Here is a 21,356-nt window from a genome sequence, read left to right as displayed (position 1 = left end):
GACGCGAGGCCTCCTCGCGACTTCGCGGGCGCGGCATCCGCTCGTCTAGGCTCGCCGTCATGGCCACCGAAGACCGCACTCCCACAGACGTCGACCGAATCGCCGAGGAGTGGGTCGACACGGTCGTCCGACTGAATCCGAACGTCGGGACCTACATCGGTCGCACCGACCAGGACCACCGCCTTCCGGACTTCTCGCCCGACGGCCACGAGGCGCGCGTCGCGGCGGCGCGGGCGACACGAGCGGCGCTCCAGGCGGCGGGCCCGGTCGACGACGTGGATCGGATCACGGTGGCCGACCTCGGCGGCGAGCTCGGGCTCGACCTCGAGGCGGATGCCGCAGGACTGCACCTCCGCGACCTCAACGTCATCGCGAGCCCTGCCCAGGAGATCCGCGAGGTCTTCGACCTGATGCCCACCGCCGCGGAAGAGGACTGGGCGCGGATCTCGACGAGGCTCGGCGCGGTCGCCGGGGCGCTCGACGGCTACGTCCAGACCCTTCGCCTCGGGATCGAGCGCGGCATCGTGCCGGCGGCCCGCCAGGTCCATGAGGTCGCGGTCCAGGCCCAGCGGCACGCCCGACCCGATGGCTTCTTCGCCGCCTTCGTCGGGGGCGCGGGCGCGGCGGCCGGCGAGGCGCTGCGACGCGACCTCGACGCCGGCGCCGCGGAGGCGGCATCCGCCTACGGCCGACTCGCCGAATTCCTCGAGGGCGAGCTCGCACCGCGCGCCGGTGAGGCCGACGCGGTGGGGCGGGAGGTCTACGCGCTCCGATCGCGGCACTTCCTCGGCGCGGTGATCGACCTCGACGAGACGTACGAGTGGGGCATCGAGGAGCTGGCCCGGATGGTGGCCCAGCAGGAGGCCGTCGCGAACGAGATCCTCCCGGGCGCGAGCGTCGAGGAGGCGGTCGCCCACCTCGAGTCCGACCCGGCGCGCAAGCTCGTCGGCACCGACGCGCTGCAACGCTGGATGCAGGAGACCAGCGACCGTGCCGTCGCCGAGCTCGCGACGACCCAGTTCGACATCCCGGATGAGATCCGGACGCTCGAGTGCCGGATCGCGCCGACCCAGGAGGGCGGCATCTACTACACGGGTCCGAGCGACGACTTCACGCGCCCGGGTCGGATGTGGTGGTCGGTGCCCGAGGGCGTCACCGAGTTCGACACATGGCGCGAGAAGACCACGGTGTACCACGAGGGCGTGCCCGGCCATCACCTGCAGATCGGCCAGGCCGTCGTGAACCGGAGGCAGCTGAACACCTGGCGACGGCAGCTCGCGGGCACGTCGGGGCATGCCGAGGGGTGGGCGCTCTACGCGGAGCGGCTCATGCAGGACCTCGGGTACCTCGACGACCCGGCCGACCGGCTCGGCATGCTCGACGGCCAGCGGATGCGCGCGGCGCGGGTCGTCCTCGACATCGGCGTGCACCTCGGCAAGCAGCGCCCCGACGGCGAAGGCGCGTGGACGGGGGAGTACGCGTTCGAGTTCATGGGACGCAACGTCAACATGCCGCCCGAGTTCGTGCGATTCGAGGTGCACCGCTACCTCGGCTGGCCCGGTCAGGCGCCCTCGTACAAGGTCGGGCAGCGCATCTGGGAGCAGCTTCGCGACGACGTGCGCCGGCGCGACGGAGAGCGCTTCGACATCCGCGAGTTCCACCGACGGGCGCTCTCGCTCGGCGGGGTCGGGCTCGACACGCTGCGCGGCGCCCTGGCGGCCTGAGGCGCTGCCGGCTCGGATCGGCCGGCGACGCGGGACCGTCGCACGGGCGGTCGGGGCGGACGATGCCGCGACACGCCCGGGTTGCTGCGTGCAGTCGCGTCCCGCTAGGATGGAGTGTCACTCGTGTGACGATCCTGTCCGCCTGCCCGTCGCGGACCAACCAAAGACACCGCTCTTCCCGCGTCGGGCCCGATACTGTCCATTCGGAGCATCCACTACATGACAACCGCAACGACCAAGGCGCCCAAGCAGGTCGCGATCAACGACATCGGATCTGCTGACGATTTCCTCGCCGCGGTCGAGAAGACGCTCAAGTTCTTCAACGACGGCGACCTCATCGAGGGCACCGTCGTGAAGATCGACCGCGACGAGGTCCTCCTCGACGTCGGCTACAAGACCGAGGGTGTCATCCCCTCGCGCGAACTTTCCATCAAGCACGACGTCGACCCCAGCGAGGTCGTCGAGGTCGGCGACACCGTCGAGGCCCTCGTCCTCCAGAAGGAGGACAAGGAAGGCCGCCTGATCCTGTCGAAGAAGCGCGCGCAGTACGAGCGCGCGTGGGGCGACGTGGAGAAGATCAAGGAGAACGACGGGGTCGTCACCGGCTCGGTCATCGAGGTCGTCAAGGGCGGCCTCATCGTCGACATCGGCCTCCGCGGCTTCCTGCCCGCGTCGCTCATCGAGCTGCGCCGCGTCCGCGACCTCACGCCGTACCTGGGCCAGGAGATCGAGGCGAAGATCCTCGAGCTCGACAAGAACCGCAACAACGTGGTCCTGTCGCGTCGTGCCCTCCTCGAGCAGACCCAGTCGGAGTCGCGCTCGACCTTCCTGCAGAACCTCCACCCGGGACAGATCCGCAAGGGCGTCATCTCGTCGATCGTCAACTTCGGTGCGTTCGTCGACCTCGGTGGCGTCGACGGCCTCGTCCACGTCTCGGAGCTCTCGTGGAAGCACATCGAGCACGCGTCCGAGGTCGTCGAGGTCGGCCAGGAGGTCACCGTCGAGGTGCTCTCCGTCGAGCTCGACCGCGAGCGCGTCTCGCTGTCGCTCAAGGCGACCCAGGAGGACCCGTGGCAGGTCTTCGCGCGTACGCACGCGATCGGCCAGGTCACCCCGGGCAAGGTCACGAAGCTCGTGCCGTTCGGTGCGTTCGTGCGCGTCGCGGACGGCATCGAGGGCCTCGTGCACATCTCGGAGCTGTCGGGCCGTCACGTCGAGCTCGCCGAGCAGGTCGTGTCGGTGGGCGAGGAGGTCTTCGTCAAGGTCATCGACATCGACCTCGAGCGTCGCCGCATCTCGCTCTCGCTCAAGCAGGCCAACGACGGCGTCGACCCCGAGGGCACCGAGTTCGACCCGGCGCTCTACGGCATGCTCACCGAGTACGACGAGCAGGGCAACTACAAGTACCCCGAGGGCTTCGACCCCGAGACCAACGAGTGGCGCGAGGGCTTCGACGCCCAGCGCGAGAAGTGGGAGCAGGAGTACGCTGCCGCCCAGGCTCGCTGGGAGGCGCACAAGAAGCAGGTCGCGGCCTCGCTCGCGGCGCAGGCGTCGGACGACTCGTTCTCGTCGGGCACCTCGTCGTACTCCAGCGACTCGGCCGGCGCGGGCACCCTCGCCGACGACGCCTCGCTGGCGGCGCTGCGCGAGAAGCTCTCGAGCAACTAGTCGAAACGCGCGGCTCGCGCTGCGCGAACGGCACGCGGAAGGCCGGTCCCCACGGGGGCCGGCCTTCCGGCGTCTCCGCGAACGCTCGAGCACGGTTCGGACGGCGCCGCGCACGACAGCGCGACGCGGCGGCCGCCCAGAGCATCCCGCCTCGGCATCGTCGCGTCGTCGGGTGAGGAGTCGCGCACCAATAGAGTGGTCGTGTGTATCTGATCGGCCTCACCGGCGGCATCGCGTCGGGCAAGTCCACCGTCGCGCGTCGACTCGTCGAGCACGGCGCCATCCACCTCGACGCCGACCAGCTCGCCCGACGCGTGGTCGAGCCGGGAACCACCTGCCTGCAGGAGATCGTCGACGCGTTCGGCGAGGAGGTGCGAAGGCCCGACGGCACCCTCGATCGGCAGCGACTCGGCGAGCTCGTGTTCCGCGACGACGACGCACGAGCCAGGCTGAACGCGATCGTGCATCCCGCGGTCCGAGAGCTGTCCGCGAAGCTCATCGCGAAGGCCGAAGCCGACGATCCGGAGGCGGTCGTCGTCTACGACGTCCCGCTCCTCGTGGAGGCGCAGGTCGACCATCCGTTCGACCTCGTCGTCGTCACCAGCGCGCCGAAGCGCGCCCAGGTCAAGCGACTCGTCGAGGAGCGCGGGCTCGATCCGATCCAGGCCGAGGCGCGCGTGGATGCGCAGGTGAGCGACGAGGAGCGGCGTGCGGTGGCGGATGTCGTCATCGACACGGGTGGCACGATCGCCCACACGATGAGCCAGGCCGATGCCCTCTGGGTCGACATCGACCGCGCGAGGCGCGCCGAGCACGCGTGATCCGGGCCGGTGCCACCCGGTCCGGTGAGCGCCGAGCGACGTGCGGGTACGCCCACGGCGTACCCGGACCGAGTGTCGGTGCACCGACCTAGACTCGAATCCATGCAGTCGACCCGTTCAGTGCGCCCGTTCGAGGTCATCAGCGAGTACGCGCCGAGCGGCGACCAGCCCCAGGCGATCGCCGATCTCGCGGCCCGCATCAATGCCGGCGAGACCGATGTGGTGCTGCTCGGCGCGACGGGCACCGGCAAGTCCGCCACCACCGCCTGGCTGATCGAACAGGTGCAGCGGCCGACGCTCGTGCTCGCGCACAACAAGACGCTCGCGGCACAGCTCGCGAACGAGTTCCGCGAGCTCATGCCGAACAACGCGGTGGAGTACTTCGTCTCGTACTACGACTACTACCAGCCCGAGGCGTACGTTCCCCAGACCGACACCTTCATCGAGAAGGACTCCTCGATCAACGCCGAGGTCGAGCGACTCCGGCACTCGACCACGAACTCGCTGCTGAGCCGCCGCGACGTCGTCGTGGTCTCGACCGTCTCGTGCATCTACGGCCTCGGAACACCCGAGGAGTACCTCAGCGCGATGATGCCGCTGCAGGTCGGCCAGCGCGTCGACCGCGATTGGCTCATCCGGAAGTTCGTCTCCATGCAGTACCAGCGCAACGACGTCGACTTCTCGCGCGGCACGTTCCGCGTGCGCGGCGACACGATCGAGATCATCCCGGTCTACGAGGAGCACGCCATCCGGATCGAGATGTTCGGCGACGAGGTCGAGGCGCTGCACAGCCTGCACCCCCTGACCGGCACGGTCGTGGCGAAGCTCGATGCGGTACCGGTGTTCCCGGCCTCGCACTACGTCGCGAGCGTCGACGTCATGCAGCGGGCGATCGGCACGATCCGCGACGAGCTCGACGAGCGGCTGCAGGAGCTCGAGCGCCAGGGAAAGCTCCTCGAGGCGCAGCGGCTGCGGATGCGCACGACGTTCGACCTCGAGATGATGGAGCAGATCGGCTTCTGCTCGGGCATCGAGAACTACTCGCGCCACATCGACGGCCGGGCGCCGGGCGAGGCGCCGCACTGCCTGCTCGACTACTTCCCCGACGACTTCCTCGTCGTGATCGACGAGTCGCATGTCACCGTGCCGCAGATCGGCGCGATGTACGAGGGCGATGCGTCGCGCAAGCGCACGCTCGTCGAGCACGGGTTCCGGCTGCCGAGCGCGCTCGACAACCGGCCCTTGAAGTGGGACGAGTTCAAGGACCGGGTCGGCCAGACCGTGTACCTCTCGGCGACGCCGGGCCGGTACGAGATGGGCATCGCCGACGGCGTGGTCGAGCAGATCATCCGTCCGACCGGGCTCGTCGACCCCGAGATCGTCGTGAAGCCCAGCAAGGGCCAGATCGACGACCTGCTCGAGGAGATCCGAGGTCGCGCCGAGCGCGACGAGCGTGTGCTCGTCACGACGCTCACGAAGCGGATGGCGGAGGAGCTCACCGACTTCCTCACCGAGGCCGGCGTGCGCGTGCGGTACCTGCACTCCGACGTCGACACGCTCCGACGCGTCGAGCTCCTGACGGAGCTGCGCGCGGGGGTCTACGACGTCCTCGTGGGCATCAACCTCCTCCGCGAGGGCCTCGACCTGCCCGAGGTGTCGCTCGTTGCGATCCTCGACGCCGACAAGGAGGGCTTCCTCAGGTCATCGACCTCGCTCATCCAGACGATCGGTCGAGCAGCGCGCAACGTCTCCGGCCAGGTCCACATGTACGCCGACGTGATGACCGAATCGATGCGGCTCGCGATCGACGAGACGAATCGTCGGCGCGACCGGCAGATCGACTACAACCGGGTGAACGGCATCGACCCGACGCCGCTCCGGAAGCGGATCGCCGACATCACCGAAGTGCTCGCCCGCGAGGAGGCCGACACCGCCGCGCTCCTCGCCGGGCGCGACGGGCGGAAGTCGTCGCCGGTCCCGATGCGACGCGACGGCATCGCCGCGGCCGGGGCGAACGACCTCGAGGAGCTCATCCGCGACCTCAACGACCAGATGCTCGAGGCCGCCGGCGAGTTGAAGTTCGAGCTCGCGGCGCGGCTGCGCGACGAGGTCTCGGAGTTGAAGCGCGAGCTGCGCCAGATGGAGAAGGCCGGGCATCTCGGCTGATCGACGACGGTACGACCACGCGACATCCGAGAGCGCTTCGAACGTGTGTTCGCTCTCAGCAGGTGCGCTCACGGCGAGAGTGTCGGAGGCCGTTCGTAGACTCGTAGGGTGCCAGTTTCACGTCTCGATGCCCATTCGCGCCTGAGTGTCCGCGGGGCACGCGTCCACAACCTGCGCGACGTCGACGTCGAGATCCCTCGCGACGCGATGGTGGTGTTCACCGGCCTCTCGGGGTCGGGCAAGTCCTCCCTCGCGTTCGACACGATCTTCGCCGAGGGCCAGCGTCGTTACGTCGAGTCGCTCTCCGCGTACGCGCGGCAGTTCCTCGGCCAGGTCGATCGGCCCGATGTCGACTTCATCGAGGGCCTCAGCCCGGCGGTGTCGATCGACCAGAAGTCCACGAACCGCAATCCGCGGTCGACGGTCGGCACGATCACCGAGATCTACGACTACATGCGCCTGCTCTGGGCGCGAATCGGCGTGCCGCACTGCCCGGTGTGCGGCGAGCGGATCCAGCGGCAGACCGTGCAGCAGATCGCCGATCGACTCATGGAGCTCGAATCGGGCACGCGCTTCCAGGTGCTGAGCCCGGTCGTCTCGCAGAAGAAGGGCGAGTTCGTCGATCTCTTCCGCGAACTCTCCGGGCAGGGGTATTCCCGCGCCGTCGTCGACGGCGAGCTCATCCGCCTCGACGAGGCGCCGAAGCTGAAGAAGCAGGTCAAGCACGACATCTCGGTCGTCATCGACCGGCTCGTGGCCTCCGACGACATCCTCGGTCGGCTCACCGACTCGCTCGAGACCGCGTTGCGCCTCACCGATGGCCTGGTGCAGGTCAACTTCGTCGACCGCGAGGGCGATGCCGCCTGGCAGACCTTCTCCGAGAAGCTGAGCTGTCCGAACCAGCACCCGATCGCGCTCACCGAGATCGAGCCGCGGACGTTCTCGTTCAACGCCCCCTTCGGCGCGTGTCCCGAGTGCTCCGGGCTGGGCACCCGGATGTCGGTCGACGAGGAGCTGCTGCTCGGCGACCCGGCCCTCAGCATCGCCGAGGGCGTCATCCTCCCGTGGACCTCGCAGGGCAAGAGCCTCTACAACTACTACGAGAAGCTCCTCGACGGGCTGGCCCGCGACCTCGGCTTCTCGCTGGACACGCCGTGGGAGGAGCTCGACGCTGACGCCCGCCACGCCGTCCTGCGCGGCGACAACTTCGAGGTGCGCGTGCGCTGGCGCAATCGATACGGGCGCGAGATGAGCTACACCTCGGGCTTCGAGGGCGTGGTGCCCTACATCGAACGGCAGTACCTCCAGGCCGAGACCGACGTGCAGCGTGCGCGCTGGGCCGAGTACCTCCGCGAGATCCCCTGCCCGGTCTGCCGCGGCGACCGGCTGAAGCCGGAGGTGCTGTCGGTCCTGATCCACGACGCGTCGATCGCCGACGTCTGCAGGCTCAGCCTGCACGACGCGCGTGCGTTCATGGACCGCCTCGAGCTGACGGATCGCGAGCAGGCGATCGCGGCCCAGGTGCTCCGCGAGATCAAGCTCCGGCTCGACTTCCTCATCCGCGTCGGCCTCAGCTACCTCGACCTGGCGCGCGCGGCCGGCACGCTCTCGGGCGGCGAGGCGCAGCGCATCCGGCTGGCGACGCAGATCGGGTCCGGCCTGACCGGCGTCCTCTACGTGCTCGACGAGCCCAGCATCGGACTGCACCAACGCGACAATCGGCGGCTCATCGACACGCTCGTGGCCCTTCGCGACCTCGGCAACACGCTCATCGTGGTCGAGCACGACGAGGACACGATCCGCACGGCCGACTGGATCGTCGACATCGGCCCGGGTGCCGGAGTCCACGGCGGCACGGTCGTCCACAGCGGCAGCTACGCCGACCTCATGAAGAACACCCGGTCCCTCACGGGCGACTACCTCGCCGGCCGGAAGGAGATCGCGATCCCGTCGACGCGCCGCCCGGTCGACCCGTCCCGGGTCATCCGCGTCGAGGGCGCGCAGGCCAACAACCTTCGCGGCGTCGACGTCGAGTTCCCCCTCGGGACCTTCACCGCGGTGACGGGCGTGAGCGGATCGGGCAAGTCGTCGCTCGTGAACGACATCCTCTACCGGGTGCTCGCCAACCGGCTGAACGGGGCGCGCAAGGTGCCGGGCAAGCACCGCCGCGTGAGCGGTCTCGAGCACCTCGACAAGGTGGTGCACGTCGACCAGGCCCCGATCGGCCGGACCCCGCGCTCGAACCCCGCGACCTACACGGGCGTGTTCGACCGCATCCGCACGCTCTTCTCGGAGACGGCGGAGGCGAAGGCGCGCGGGTACCTGCCCGGCCGGTTCAGCTTCAACGTCAAGGGCGGCCGCTGCGAGGCCTGCTCGGGCGACGGCACGATCAAGATCGAGATGAACTTCCTCCCCGACGTGTACGTCGCGTGCGAGGTCTGCGGCGGCCAGCGGTACAACCGCGAGACGCTGCAGGTCCACTACAAGGGCAAGAACATCGCCGAGGTGCTCGAGATGCCGATCAGCGAGGCGGCCGCGTTCTTCGAGCCGATCTCGGCGATCCACCGATACCTGAAGACGCTCGTCGACGTGGGCCTGGGCTACGTCCAGCTCGGCCAGAGCGCCACGACCCTGTCCGGCGGTGAGGCGCAGCGGGTCAAGCTCGCCACCGAGCTGCAGCGTCGGTCGAACGGTCGGAGCGTCTACGTGCTCGACGAGCCGACGACCGGCCTGCACTTCGAAGACGTGCGGAAGCTGCTGAAGGTGCTCGGCAAGCTCGTCGAGAAGGGCAACACCGTGATCGTCATCGAGCACAGCCTCGACGTCATCAAGTCGGCCGACTGGATCATCGACCTCGGGCCGGAGGGCGGCTCGGGCGGCGGGCAGGTCGTCGCGACGGGTACGCCCGAGCAGGTGGCCGAGGTCCACGAGAGCCACACGGGGTACTTCCTGCGCGAGATCCTCGAGGCCGCCGCCGGCCCGGCGGTCGCCGCCAGCTGAGCATGGCGAGCACCGTCCCCTACCGTCCGCGTCCGGGCGAGATCCCGACCGATCCGGGCGTGTATCGATTCCGCGACGCCGACCGACGCGTCCTGTACGTCGGCAAGGCGATGAACCTGCGCGCTCGGTTGTCGAACTACTTCGCGCCGCTCCGGACCCTGCACGAGCGCACGCGTCGGATGGTGACGACGGCAGCCTCCGTCGAATGGACCGTGGTCGGCAACGACATCGAAGCGCTCCAGCTCGAGTACACCTGGATCAAGGAATTCGATCCGCCGTTCAACGTCAAGTACCGCGACGACAAGTCGTACCCGTACCTGGCGGTGACGCTGGCCGACGAGGCGCCGCGTGCGATCGTCACGCGCCGGCGCGGCATCCCGGGCGCGAAGTACTTCGGTCCCTACCCGAAGGTCTGGGCCGTCAACGAGACGCTCGACCTGCTGCTGAAGCTCTTCCCGATCCGCACGTGCAAGGACTCCGACTACAAGCGCGCGATGCAGACGGGAAAGCCCTGCTTCGCCGGGCAGATCGGACGATGCTTCGGCCCGTGCTCCGGCCGGGTGACGATGGCGGAGCACCGGGCGAACGTCGACCGCTTCGTCGCCTTCATGCAGAACCAGGACCGCCGCATCATCACCGACCTCACGCAGCAGATGCGCGCAGCGGCCGCCGTGCAGGACTACGAGACCGCGGCCCGGCGGCGCGACGAGCTGGTCGCGGCCGAGTCGTTCTTCGAGAAGAGCGCCGTCGTCCTCCGCGAGCACGTCGACGTCGACGTCTTCGGCATCGACCACGACGAGCTCGCCGCAGCCGTGCACCTGTTCATGGTCCGCGGCGGTCGGATCCGCGGCGTGCGGTCGTGGACCGTCGACACCGAGCTCGACATGAGCCTCGGCGAGCTCGTGGACTCGGTGGTGCAGAACGCGTACGGCGACGACACCCGTCCACCCGCCGAGGTCGTGGTGCCCGCGCTGCCCGACGACGCCGAGGCGCTCGAGGGATGGCTGGCGGCGCTCGGTGGTCGGAAGGTCCGCCTCCGCGCCGCCCGCCGGGGCGACAAGGCCGCGCTGCTCGAGACGGCGACGCAGAACGCGCGCCAGACGCTCGTGCTCTACAAGACGCGGCGCAGCGCCGACTTCACGGCGCGATCGCGCGCGCTGGAGGACATCCAGGAGGCACTCGGCATGGCCGACGCGCCGCTGCGCATCGAATGCTTCGACGTGTCGCACCTGAGCGGCACGAACGTCGTGGCCTCGATGGTCGTCTTCGAGGACGGCCTGCCGCGGAAGGACGAGTACCGTCGGTTCACCATCCCGAACACCACCGACGACACCGACTCCATCCACCAGGTGCTCACGCGGCGCCTCGCCTACCTTGCAGCGCCGGCGAGCGATGCGGGCGGGTCGGATGCCTCGGGCGTCGGCGACGCCCGGGTCGCCTCGGGCGAGCGGGAGGCGGACGCCACCGTCGATCCGACGGTCGACGGCGAGATCGTCACTCCCACGCGTCGTGCGAAGTTCGCGTACCGCCCGAACCTGCTCGTGGTCGATGGCGGTCAACCGCAGGTGGCGGCCGCCGAGCGGGCGCTCCGCGAGTCGGGCGTCGAGGGCGTCTACCTCTGCGGCATCGCCAAGCGGCTCGAGGAGATCTGGACGCCGGACTCCGAATTCCCCGTGATCCTCCCGCGCAACAGCGACGCCCTCTTCCTGTTCCAGCGCATCCGCGATGAGGCGCACCGCTTCGCGATCACCCACCAGCGCCAGCGCCGCAAGCGCGACATCACGACGGTCCTCTCAGAAGTGCCGGGTCTCGGGCCGGCACGCGTCAAGGCGCTGTTGAAGCACTTCGGTTCCGTGGCCCGACTCCGCCAGGCCGACGAGTCCGCGATCGCGGAAGTGCCGGGGATCGGCCCGAGCCTCGCGGCGTCGATTCGAGCCCACCTGGAGGGAACGCGCCGGTCCGCCGCGGACTAGGCTGGATCATCGGGGGAACGCAGGAAGGGAGCGCCGAGCGAGATGACCGACGGTGATCGCCAGGAGATGCTCATCGTCACGGGGATGTCGGGAGCGGGCCGTTCCACCGTCGCCGACGCGCTCGAGGACCTCGGCTGGTACGTCGTCGACAACCTGCCGCCCCAGATGCTCCGGCCGCTCGTCGAACTCGCCCAGCGGGCGGGGGCCTCGTTGCCGCGCATCGCCGCGGTGGTCGACATCCGCGGCGGCACGTTCTTCTCCGAACTGCAGGAGATGGTCGAGTCGCTCCGCGACAGGGTCGACGTCCGCGTGGTCTTCCTCGACGCCAACGATGCGGTGCTCGTGCGCCGGTTCGAGTCGGTGCGCCGGCCCCACCCGCTGCAGGGCGACGGCACCCTGCTCGACGGGATCACCGCCGAGCGGGGCAAGCTCGCGGAGGTCCGCGAATCGAGCGACATCATCGTCGACAGCTCCGACCTCAACATCCACCAGCTCGCGACCCTCGTCACCGAGACCTTCGCCGAGGAGAACCGCGCGGGGTTGCGCGTGATCGTCCAGAGCTTCGGATTCAAGTACGGCCTGCCGACCGACGCCGACATGGTGGCAGATGCGAGGTTCCTTCCGAACCCGTTCTGGGAGCCCGAACTGCGCGCGCACACCGGCGAGGACGCCGAGGTCTCCGACTACGTTCTCGCACAGCCCGGAGCGCTCGAGTTCCTCGACGCGTACGTCGAGGCGCTCCGGCCGGTCCTCGAGGGGTACCAGCGCGAGAACAAGCGCCATGCGACCATCGCACTCGGCTGCACCGGTGGCAAGCACCGCTCGGTGGCCCTCGTCCGCGAGCTCGCGGCGAGGCTGAGCACGATCCCCGGACTGGCGGTCAGCATCAAGCACCGCGATCTCGGACGGGAATGAACGGGCGCCGCTGCGCCGACGCAACACAGAGAGGACGACCACGTGGCCCTGACCGCTGAGGTGAAAGAGGAGCTGGCGAACGTCGAGGTGACCCGGACCTCGGTCCGCGCCGCGGAGCTCGCTTCCGTGCTCCGCTTCGCCGGGGGACTCCACATCATCTCGGGGCGCATCGCCATCGAGGCCGAACTCGACGCGCCCTCGATCGCGCGCCGAGTCACCCGCGACCTCGGGGAACTGTACGGCGTGCGGCCCGACGTCTCGGTGATCGGGGCGTCGGGCCTGCGTCGGACGAACCAGTACCTGGTGCGCGTCCTCGATGGCGGCGAGACGCTCGCGCGCCAGACCGGGCTCCTCGACGCGCGTCGCCGTCCGGTGCGGGGGCTCCCGAACAAGCTGACCACGGGTTCGCGCGACGAGGTCGCCGCCGTCTGGCGGGGCGCGTTCCTGGCGCGGGGGAGCCTGACCGATCCGGGCCGCTCGGCCGCACTCGAGGTGACCTGCCCCGGCGGCGAGACCGCGATGGCGCTCGTCGGTGCCGCTGGGCGCCTCGGCGTCTCGGCGAAGGCGCGCGAGGTCCGCGGCGTGCACCGCGTCGTCATCCGCGACGGCGAGGCGATCAGCTCGATGCTCGCGGTCATGGGTGCCGAGGAGACCGTCCGCAACTGGGAGGAACTTCGCCAGCGCCGCGAGGTCCGGGCGACGGCGAACCGGCTCGTGAACTTCGACGACGCGAACCTCAGGCGCTCCGCACAGGCCGCGGTCGCTGCGTGCGCGCGGGTCGAACGCGCGATGGAGATCCTCGGCGACGAGATCCCCGAGCACCTGAAGTACGCGGGAGACCTCCGCCTCGCTCATCGCGACGCGAGCCTCGACGAGCTCGGCCACCACGCCGACCCGCCCCTGACCAAGGACGCGGTCGCAGGTCGCATCCGCCGCCTGCTGGCGATGGCCGACAAGCGCGCCGTCGAACTCGGGGTGCCGGGCACCGAGGCGAACCTCCCGGCCGACCTCGACGACGTCTGAACGATGCCCGAACGGCGGCCGAAGGCCGTCAACCCCCGTCATCCGGCCCGACCACGGGCATAGGATCGAGAACGCCGCGGTCCCCGGGCAGACGTCCGGTTCACCCGGCTGCTGACAAGGAGAAGCAATGGCTGACTACACCCTCCCTGAGCTCGCCTACGATTACGGCGCCCTCGAGCCGTCGATCAGCGGCACGATCATGGAGCTGCACCACTCGAAGCACCACCAGGCGTACGTGACCGGTGCGAACACGGCGCTCGCGCAGCTGGCCGAGGCGCGCGACTCCGGCAACCTGGCCAACGTGAACAAGCTCGAGAAGGACCTCGCGTTCAACCTCGGCGGTCACGTCAACCACTCGATCTTCTGGACCAACATGTCGCCCGACGGCGGCGACGAGCCGACCGGCGAGCTCGCCTCGGCGATCGGCGACCACTTCGGCTCGTTCGAGAAGTTCCAGGCGCACTTCACCGCGACCGCGCTCGGCGTGCAGGGGTCGGGCTGGGCCGTGCTCGCATGGGACTCGATCGGGCAGCGCCTGATCATCGTCCAGTTCTTCGACCAGCAGGCGAACCTCCCCGCGGGCATCGTGCCGCTGCTGATGCTCGACGTGTGGGAGCACGCGTACTACCTCGACTACAAGAACGTGCGCGCCGACTACGTGAAGGCGTTCTGGAACATCGTGAGCTGGGAGAACGTCCAGCGGCGCTTCCAGGCCGCCACTGAGAAGACCTCAGGCCTGCTGCTACTGTCATAGCGGATGGTGTCCCCGGACGCCGTCCGGGGACACCGCCGTCCGAACAGATCCATCTCGAAAGCGCGATCGCGCCCGTCACTACAGGGGAGATTTCCTGTGTCTGTAAAGATCGGCATCAACGGCTTCGGCCGTATCGGCCGCAACTACTTCCGCGCCGCCCTGGCCCAGGGCGCCGACCTCGAGATCGTCGCGGTGAACGACCTCACCGACAACCAGACGCTCGCGCACCTGCTGAAGTACGACTCGATCACCGGGCGCCTCGACGCGACGGTCGAGTACGACGACGAGAACCTCATCGTCGACGGCAAGGCCATCAAGGCCTTCGCCGAGCGCGACCCCGCGAACCTGCCGTGGGGCGACCTCGGCGTCGACATCGTCATCGAGTCGACCGGCTTCTTCACCAAGGCCGCCGATGCGAGGAAGCACCTCGACGCCGGCGCGAAGAAGGTGCTCATCTCCGCGCCCGCGACCGACGAGGATGCGACCTTCGTCATGGGCGTGAACGAGGACTCGTACGACCCGGCCAACCACGACATCATCTCCAACGCCTCCTGTACGACGAACTGCCTCGCGCCGCTCGCCAAGGTCTTCAACGACGAGTTCGGCATCGAACGCGGCCTGATGACCACCGTGCACGCGTACACCGCCGACCAGAACCTGCAGGACGGCCCGCACAAGGACCTCCGCCGCGCCCGTGCCGCCGCGATCAACATCGTGCCGACCTCGACCGGTGCCGCGAAGGCGATCGGCCTGGTGCTGCCCGAGCTCGTCGGCAAGCTCGACGGCTTCGCGCTGCGCGTGCCCGTGCCCACCGGATCGATCACCGACCTGACGGTCACGGCGTCGCGCCCGGTGACGGTCGACGAGGTCAAGGCCGCCTACAAGAAGGCCGCCGAGGGTCCGATGAAGGGCATCCTGAAGTACACCGAGGACCCGATCGTCTCGAGCGACATCACGACCGACCCGCACTCGTCGATCTTCGACGCGGGGCTCACGCGCGTCATCGGCGACCAGGTCAAGCTCTCGGCGTGGTACGACAACGAGTGGGGCTACTCCAACCGCCTCGTCGACCTCACCGAGTACGTGGCCGAGCGACTCTGAGGCGAGCAGACGTGACCCTCAGGACCATCGATTCCCTGGGTCCGCTCGCCGGAACGCGCGTCGTCGTCCGCTGCGACCTCAACGTCCCGCTCAAGGACGGGGTCATCACGGATGACGGCCGCGTGCGCGCGTCGGTCCCCACGCTCACCGCACTCGTCGAACAGGGCGCCAAGGTGATCGTGATCTCGCACCTCGGCCGCCCCGAGGGCGCGCCCGACCCGAGGTACAGCCTCGAGCCGGTGGCCTCGCGCCTCGGCGACCTGCTGGCGGCCCCGGTCTCCTTCGCCGCCGACACGGTCGGCGAGGATGCCGCGGCCAAGGTCGCCGAGCTCGGCGACGGCGAGGTGCTCGTGCTCGAGAACCTCCGGTTCAACCCGGGGGAGACGAGCAAGAACGAGGCGGAGCGCACGGCGTTCGCCGGTCAGCTCGCCGAGTTCGCCGATGCGGTCGTCTCCGACGGGTTCGGGGTCGTGCACCGCAAGCAGGCCAGCGTGTACGAGCTCGAGCAGCTCCGCCCGAGTGCGGCGGGCCTGCTCATCGCGGCCGAGCTCGACGTGCTCGACCGGCTCACCGAGAACCCGGAGCGCCCCTACGTGGTGGTGCTCGGCGGCTCCAAGGTGTCCGACAAGCTCGGCGTCATCGAGCACCTCCTTCCGCGGGTCGATGCGCTGCTCATCGGCGGCGGAATGCTGTTCACCTTCCTCGCCGCGCAGGGCCACAAGGTCGGTTCGAGCCTGCTCGAAGCGGACCAGATCGACACGGTGAAGGGCTACCTCGCGGATGCCGCGGAGCGCGGCGTCGACATCGTCCTGCCGACGGACGTCGTCGTCGCCGCATCGTTCTCGGCCGATGCGGCGCATCAGGTCGCCGCGGCCGACGCGATCGAGGAGACGCCGTTCGGCGCCTCCGGGCTCGGCCTCGACATCGGCCCCGACACGGCCGCCGCGTTCGCCGAGCGCGTGAGGGCCGCGAAGACCGTGTTCTGGAACGGCCCGATGGGCGTGTTCGAACTCGCTCCCTTCGCCGACGGCACGCGCACCGTCGCAGCCGCGCTCACCGAGGTCGACGGCCTGAGCGTCGTCGGCGGCGGCGATTCGGCCGCGGCCGTGCGCCAGCTCGGCTTCGACGAGTCGGCCTTCGGGCACATCTCGACGGGCGGCGGCGCGAGCCTGGAATTCCTCGAAGGCAAGAAGCTCCCCGGACTGGAGGTCCTCGGATGGCAGTGACCCGCACCCCGTTCATCGCGGGCAACTGGAAGATGAACCTCGATCACCTGCAGGCGATCGCGTTCGTGCAGAAGCTCGCATGGAACCTCTCCGACGCGAAGCACGACTTCGCCGACGCGGAGGTCGCGGTCTTCCCGCCGTTCACCGACCTCCGCTCGGTGCAGACCCTCGTCGCGGCGGACGACCTGCCCGTCAAGTACGGTGCGCAGGACCTCTCGGCAAAGGACTCGGGAGCCTACACCGGCGAGGTGTCGGGAGCATTCCTGGCGAAGCTCGACTGCGCGTACGTCATCATCGGGCACTCGGAGCGGCGCACGATGCACTCGGAGACCGACGATGTCGTCAACGCGAAGGTCGTCGCCGCCCACCGTCACGGGCTCGTGCCCGTACTGTGCGTCGGCGAGACCGCCGAGGACCTGGAGCAGCACGGCGCCAGCGCCGTGCCCGTGGCGCAGCTTCGCGCAGCGCTCGAGGGCGTCGATGTCTCGAAGGGCCTCGTCGTCGCGTACGAGCCGGTCTGGGCGATCGGGTCGGGCCAGGCGGCCACGCCGGAGCAGGCGCAGCAGGTCGCCGCGGCCCTCCGCGCAGTACTGGCCGAGATCGCCGGCGCCGACCTCGCAGCGTCGACGCGCATCCTCTACGGCGGTTCGGTGAAGGCGGCGAACATCGCGGCCTTCATGCGCGAGCCCGACGTCGACGGCGCGCTCGTCGGCGGCGCGAGCCTCGATCTCGACGAGTTCTCGAGCATCGTCCGATTCAAGAAGCACGTCGGGGCCTGAACCGAACAGCCCGACCCGTTGCCGCGGCGGGGGGGGGGGGGGCCCCCCCCGCCGGGGCGGGCGCCGGGCGGGGGGGCAGGGGCGCCCCCGCCGGGTCCCCGCCCCGCCCGGCCGCGCCCGCCGCGCGCCCGGGGCCCGCACGGCGCTGCGGCTATACTCGACAGGCGGCATCGACATACCCGGTCATGCCCGGAAAGGTTTCACCGTGGAGATTCTCCAGGTCGTCCTGCAGGTGCTGCTCGGCCTCACGAGCATCCTGCTCACGCTCCTGATCCTGCTGCACAAGGGCCGCGGTGGCGGGCTGTCCGACATGTTCGGCGGCGGCGTCACCTCGAACCTCGGTGCGTCCGGGGTGGCGGAGCGCAACCTCAACCGCATCACCATCATCCTCGGACTGGTCTGGGTGACGTGCATCGTGGTGCTCGGTCTCATCACCAAGTTCGACGCCGGAATCTGACGGAGGCGACGTGGTTTCTGGAAACAGTGCGATCCGCGGTTCGCGGGTCGGGTCGGGGCCGATGGGCGAGCAGGACCGCGGCTTCCACGCCGAGCGCGTCGCCGTGAGCTACTGGGACGCTCAGGGCAACGAGACCGTGCGGCACTTCGCGGCGAACGTGCCCGAGGAGGAGATCCCCGACGTCATCGACAGCCCGTCGACCGGCCTGCCCGCCGGTCGCGACAAGGACAATCCGCCGGCCGTTGCGAAGCTCGAGCCGTACAAGACCCACCTCGCGTACGTGAAGGAACGTCGCAGCGAGGAGGAGGCTGCGGCGCTCCTCGAAGAGGCGCTGCAGCAGCTGCGCGCGCGTCGGGGAACTGCCTCGAACGACTGAGCGTCCCGATCCCGGGAACGACGAAGGGCCGCCCCGTTCGGGCGGCCCTTCGTCGTTCGTTGACCGATGGCGCGTTCGACCTCGGCGCCCGTCAGTAGTCGCGGGCGATGAGCGCGTCGGGCACCTCGGCGGCGGCGGCCCGGTCGACGAAGAACACCGTGCGCCTGCGGCCCTTGATCCCCGCGACGGGCACCTCGTCACGGCTGGCGCCGGCCAGGGCGAGCCCGAGGGCCGACGCCTTGTCTGCTCCGGCGAGCACCAGCCAGATCCGCTGCGCGGCGTTGATGACGGGGCGCGTGAGGCTCAATCGCTCCGGCGGCGGTTTCGGCGACTCGCGGACGGCGATGACCGGTCGATCGACGACCTGGATGCCCGATCGATGCGGGAACAGGGAGGCGATGTGTCCGTCCGGACCCACGCCGAGGAACACGATGTCGAAGACCGGATGCGGCTGCCCCTCGGCGCCGTACCTGGCGAGCTCGGCGGCGTAGGCGTCAGCGGCCTCGTCGAGCGAGAGCCCGGAGTCCGAGGCCGGGAAGGGGTGGATGTGATCCTCCGGCAGTTGCAGCGCGTCGAGGAGCGCCTCCCGCGACTGGCGGTCGTTGCGCTCGTCGTCGCCTGCGGGGACCCATCGTTCGTCGCCCCACCAGAAGTGCACGCGCTGCCAGTCCACCGACTTGTGGGCCGGCGACGCCCAGACGGCCTCGAGCACGGCGGCGCCCATCGATCCTCCGGTGAGGACGACGTGGATCGTCTCCTGCACGTCGAGCAGGTCGAGGACCTTGGTGATGAAGCGAGCGGCGACCGCCCCGGCGAGGGTGTCCTTGTCGGGGTGGACGAGTACGCGCCGCTCGTTCGTCATGCGGGGGCTCCTTCGCTCTCGGCGGTGCGGTGGGCGGGCAGCAGCCCGAGACCGCGGGTGATCACCTCACCGTACAGTTCGTCGGGATCGAGGCGGCGCAGCTCGTCGGCGAGGCAGTCGCGGAGGCTGCGTCGGGGGAGTGCGACGTCGTGCACCGGCTGCCCGGGCTGGCGGAGCGTGGCCACGCCCGGGACATCCCGCACGAGTTCGATCGTGCCGGAGGCGCGGCCGAGGTAGACCCCGCGGATGCCGTGGGACCCGTGCTCGAGCCCGGTGAGCGCGCAGTTCGTCGTCGCGCCGAGCTGCATCGACAACCAGGCGGCGAGCAGCGTCGTCGAGGGAGAATCGATGGATCCCGTGACCTGGACGGTGCTCACCGGTTCGAAGGGCGGCTGGTCGAGCACTGCGGCCAGTTGCGCACGCCACAGCGTGAGCCGGGTCCAGGCGAAGTCGGCGTCGCCGGGGCGGTAGCTCGTGGCGAGGGCGTCGAGCGCCGCCTGCGGGTCGGGCTGCGTCGAGGCGTCCGTGATGCGGCGCTGGGCGATTCGACCGAGCGGCGAGTCTCCGGGCACCTCGGGCGCGGCGCCGGGCCACCAGGTGACGACCGGCGCATCGGGTAGGAGCAGTCCCATCACGAGCCCCTGCTCGTCCTGTGCGGCGTCCCCGCTCGCCCGGAGGATGACGACCTCGCTGGCGCCGGCGTCGCCGCCGACGCGGATCTCCGCGTCGAGTCGGCTGGGTCCTGCCTCGCCCTCGTCCTCGGTCGAGACCACGATGACGCGCATCGGGTGCTCGCGTGAGGCGTCGTTCGCGGCTTCGATGGCCTCCTCCTCGCCGTCGTGCGTGGTGGCGATGACGAGGGTCAGCACACGGCCGAGGGCGACGACGCCGCCCTCCTCGCGGATCTTCACGAGCGTCTTCGAGACCTTGCTCGTGGTCGTGTCGGGCAGTTCGACGATCATGGGCGCCTCCAGGTGCGTCCGTCGCGGGCGAGGAGCGCGTCGGCCGAGGACGGACCCCACGAACCCGGCTTGTACTGTTCGGGCCGACCCTGCGTCGCCCAGAACTCCTCGATCGGGTCGAGGATCTTCCAGGAGAGCTCGACCTCCTCCTGCCTGGGGAAGAGCGGCGGGTCGCCGAGGAGCACGTCGAGGATGAGGCGTTCGTACGCTTCGGGGCTGGCCTCGGTGAACGCATGACCGTACCCGAAGTCCATGGTCACGTCGCGCACCTGCATGCCGGCTCCCGGGACCTTCGAGCCGAAGCGGATGGTGACGCCCTCGTCGGGCTGGACCCGGATGACCAGGGCGTTCTGGCCGAGCTGCGAGGTCTGGCTGTCGGCGAACACCTGCTGGGGGGCCCGCTTGAACACGACCGCGATCTCGGTGACCCGACGTCCGAGGCGCTTGCCGGCGCGGAGGTAGAAGGGGACGCCCGCCCAACGGCGCGTGCCGATGAGCAGCTTCATGGCCGCGTAGGTCTCGGTCGTCGAGTCGGGGTTCATCCCGTCCTCGTCGAGGAAGCCCGTGACCTTCTCGCCGCCCTGCCATCCTCCCGAGTACTGCCCGCGTGCGGTCGCCGTCGCGAGGTCGGACGGCAGTCGCACCGCGCGGAGGATCTTCTCCTTCTCGGCACGCAGGTCGGCAGCGTCGAACGAGATCGGCTCCTCCATCGCGGTGAGCGCGAGCAGCTGCAGCAGGTGGTTCTGGATGACGTCGCGCGCGGCGCCGATGCCGTCGTAGTAACCTGCACGACCGCCCACGCCGATGTCCTCGGCCATGGTGATCTGCACGTGGTCGACGAAGTTGGCGTTCCAGATGGGTTCGTAGAGCTGATTGGCGAACCGGAGCGCGAGGATGTTCTGGACCGTCTCCTTGCCGAGGTAGTGGTCGATCCGGAACACCGCGTCGGGCGGGAAGACCGATGCGACGACATCGTTCAACTCGATCGCGGTCTTGAGGTCGGACCCGAACGGCTTCTCGATGACGACGCGTCGCCACTGGTCGCCCTTCTGCTCGGTCAGGCCCGACCGCTTGAGCTGCTCGGTCACCTGCGGGAAGGACTTGGGCGGGATCGAGAGGTAGAACGCATGGTTGCCCATGGTGCCCCGCTCGCGGTCCAGGTCCTGGACGGTGGTGCGCAAGCGCTCGAACGCCTCGTCGTCGTCGAACGTGCCCTGGACGAAGCGGATGCCCTGCGAGAGCTGGTTCCAGACGTCCTCGCGGAACTCCGTGCGGGCGTACTGCTTGACGGAGTCGTGGACGACCTGGGCGAAGTCCTCGTCCTCCCAGTCGCGCCGGGCGAACCCGACGAGGGCGAAGCCCGGCGGAAGCAGGCCCCGGTTCGCGAGGTCGTAGACCGCGGGCATGAGCTTCTTGCGGGAGAGGTCGCCGGTCACGCCGAAGATGATGAGGCTCGACGGGCCGGCGATCCGGTTCAGGCGGTAGTCCTTGGGCGATCGCAACGGATTGTGCGACGCCGTGATCTCGACCGGATGCATGTGTGCTCCAG

At 69.6% G+C, this 21,356-nt stretch carries 17 protein-coding genes; 14 read left to right on the top strand and 3 right to left on the bottom strand.

Going from position 1 to position 21,356, the window contains the following annotated elements:
• The first annotated feature begins 59 nt into the window (after positions 1-59).
• From ACSJD1_RS12060 to ACSJD1_RS11995, 14 genes are all read left to right on the top strand, one after another.
• Entirely contained in the window at positions 60-1,724 is a 1,665-nt protein-coding gene (locus ACSJD1_RS12060; RefSeq protein ID WP_438855550.1) for a DUF885 domain-containing protein, read from the top strand.
• A 219-nt stretch (positions 1,725-1,943) separates the two neighbouring features.
• Positions 1,944-3,392: a 30S ribosomal protein S1 gene (rpsA, locus tag ACSJD1_RS12055; protein WP_438855549.1), complete on the top strand. Its 1,449-nt coding sequence runs from the start codon at positions 1,944-1,946 to the stop codon at positions 3,390-3,392.
• A 203-nt stretch (positions 3,393-3,595) separates the two neighbouring features.
• Positions 3,596-4,213, top strand: coding sequence for a dephospho-CoA kinase (gene coaE, locus ACSJD1_RS12050; RefSeq protein ID WP_438855548.1), 618 nt, complete (start codon positions 3,596-3,598; stop codon positions 4,211-4,213).
• A gap of 102 nt (positions 4,214-4,315) precedes the next feature.
• Positions 4,316-6,379 carry an excinuclease ABC subunit UvrB gene (gene uvrB / locus ACSJD1_RS12045; protein ID WP_438855547.1) on the top strand — a complete coding sequence of 688 codons (2,064 nt, stop codon included), beginning with the start codon at positions 4,316-4,318 and terminating at the stop codon, positions 6,377-6,379.
• A gap of 108 nt (positions 6,380-6,487) precedes the next feature.
• Positions 6,488-9,379 carry an excinuclease ABC subunit UvrA gene (gene uvrA / locus ACSJD1_RS12040; protein WP_438855546.1) on the top strand — a complete coding sequence of 964 codons (2,892 nt, stop codon included), beginning with the start codon at positions 6,488-6,490 and terminating at the stop codon, positions 9,377-9,379.
• Between the two features lie 2 nt (positions 9,380-9,381).
• Positions 9,382-11,352, top strand: coding sequence for an excinuclease ABC subunit UvrC (uvrC, locus tag ACSJD1_RS12035; RefSeq protein ID WP_438855545.1), 1,971 nt, complete (start codon positions 9,382-9,384; stop codon positions 11,350-11,352).
• Between the two features lie 42 nt (positions 11,353-11,394).
• A complete protein-coding gene (rapZ, locus tag ACSJD1_RS12030) occupies positions 11,395-12,267 on the top strand; it encodes an RNase adapter RapZ (RefSeq protein ID WP_438855544.1) in 873 nt (290 codons plus the stop codon).
• A gap of 42 nt (positions 12,268-12,309) precedes the next feature.
• Positions 12,310-13,290, top strand: coding sequence for a DNA-binding protein WhiA (whiA, locus tag ACSJD1_RS12025; protein WP_438855543.1), 981 nt, complete (start codon positions 12,310-12,312; stop codon positions 13,288-13,290).
• A gap of 127 nt (positions 13,291-13,417) precedes the next feature.
• Positions 13,418-14,044, top strand: coding sequence for a superoxide dismutase (locus tag ACSJD1_RS12020; protein WP_438855542.1), 627 nt, complete (start codon positions 13,418-13,420; stop codon positions 14,042-14,044).
• 96 nt (positions 14,045-14,140) lie between these two features.
• Entirely contained in the window at positions 14,141-15,145 is a 1,005-nt protein-coding gene (gene gap, locus ACSJD1_RS12015; protein ID WP_438855541.1) for a type I glyceraldehyde-3-phosphate dehydrogenase, read from the top strand.
• Between the two features lie 11 nt (positions 15,146-15,156).
• Positions 15,157-16,371 (top strand): phosphoglycerate kinase, encoded by a 1,215-nt coding sequence (locus tag ACSJD1_RS12010; RefSeq protein WP_438855540.1) that lies wholly within the window; start codon positions 15,157-15,159, stop codon positions 16,369-16,371.
• The gene (gene tpiA / locus ACSJD1_RS12005) at positions 16,362-17,150 is read left to right on the top strand and encodes a triose-phosphate isomerase (protein ID WP_438855539.1); all 789 of its coding nucleotides are present in this window, start codon (positions 16,362-16,364) and stop codon (positions 17,148-17,150) included. Before ACSJD1_RS12010 ends, tpiA begins: the two co-directional genes overlap by 10 nt.
• 205 nt (positions 17,151-17,355) lie before the next feature.
• A complete protein-coding gene (gene secG / locus ACSJD1_RS12000) occupies positions 17,356-17,607 on the top strand; it encodes a preprotein translocase subunit SecG (RefSeq protein ID WP_067947350.1) in 252 nt (83 codons plus the stop codon).
• A 10-nt stretch (positions 17,608-17,617) separates the two neighbouring features.
• Positions 17,618-17,983, top strand: coding sequence for an RNA polymerase-binding protein RbpA (locus ACSJD1_RS11995; protein ID WP_438855538.1), 366 nt, complete (start codon positions 17,618-17,620; stop codon positions 17,981-17,983).
• Positions 17,984-18,074: 91 nt separating this feature from the next.
• Here ACSJD1_RS11995 and pgl read toward each other — a convergent pair whose 3' ends face one another.
• From pgl to zwf, 3 genes are read right to left on the bottom strand one after another with little or no spacing between them, the layout of a single operon-like run.
• Entirely contained in the window at positions 18,075-18,845 is a 771-nt protein-coding gene (gene pgl / locus ACSJD1_RS11990; protein ID WP_438855537.1) for a 6-phosphogluconolactonase, read from the bottom strand.
• Positions 18,842-19,807: a glucose-6-phosphate dehydrogenase assembly protein OpcA gene (locus ACSJD1_RS11985; RefSeq protein ID WP_438855536.1), complete on the bottom strand. Its 966-nt coding sequence runs from the start codon at positions 19,805-19,807 to the stop codon at positions 18,842-18,844. The genes pgl and ACSJD1_RS11985 overlap by 4 nt, the downstream gene beginning before the upstream one ends.
• Entirely contained in the window at positions 19,804-21,345 is a 1,542-nt protein-coding gene (zwf, locus tag ACSJD1_RS11980; RefSeq protein WP_438855535.1) for a glucose-6-phosphate dehydrogenase, read from the bottom strand. The genes ACSJD1_RS11985 and zwf overlap by 4 nt, the downstream gene beginning before the upstream one ends.
• Positions 21,346-21,356 lie beyond the last annotated feature (11 nt).

Origin of the sequence: Agromyces excoecariae (assembly GCF_051715505.1) — a bacterium.
In the GTDB taxonomy this organism is placed as follows: Bacteria; Actinomycetota; Actinomycetes; order Actinomycetales; family Microbacteriaceae; genus Agromyces.
This window is presented reverse-complemented; position numbering and strand designations above follow the sequence as displayed.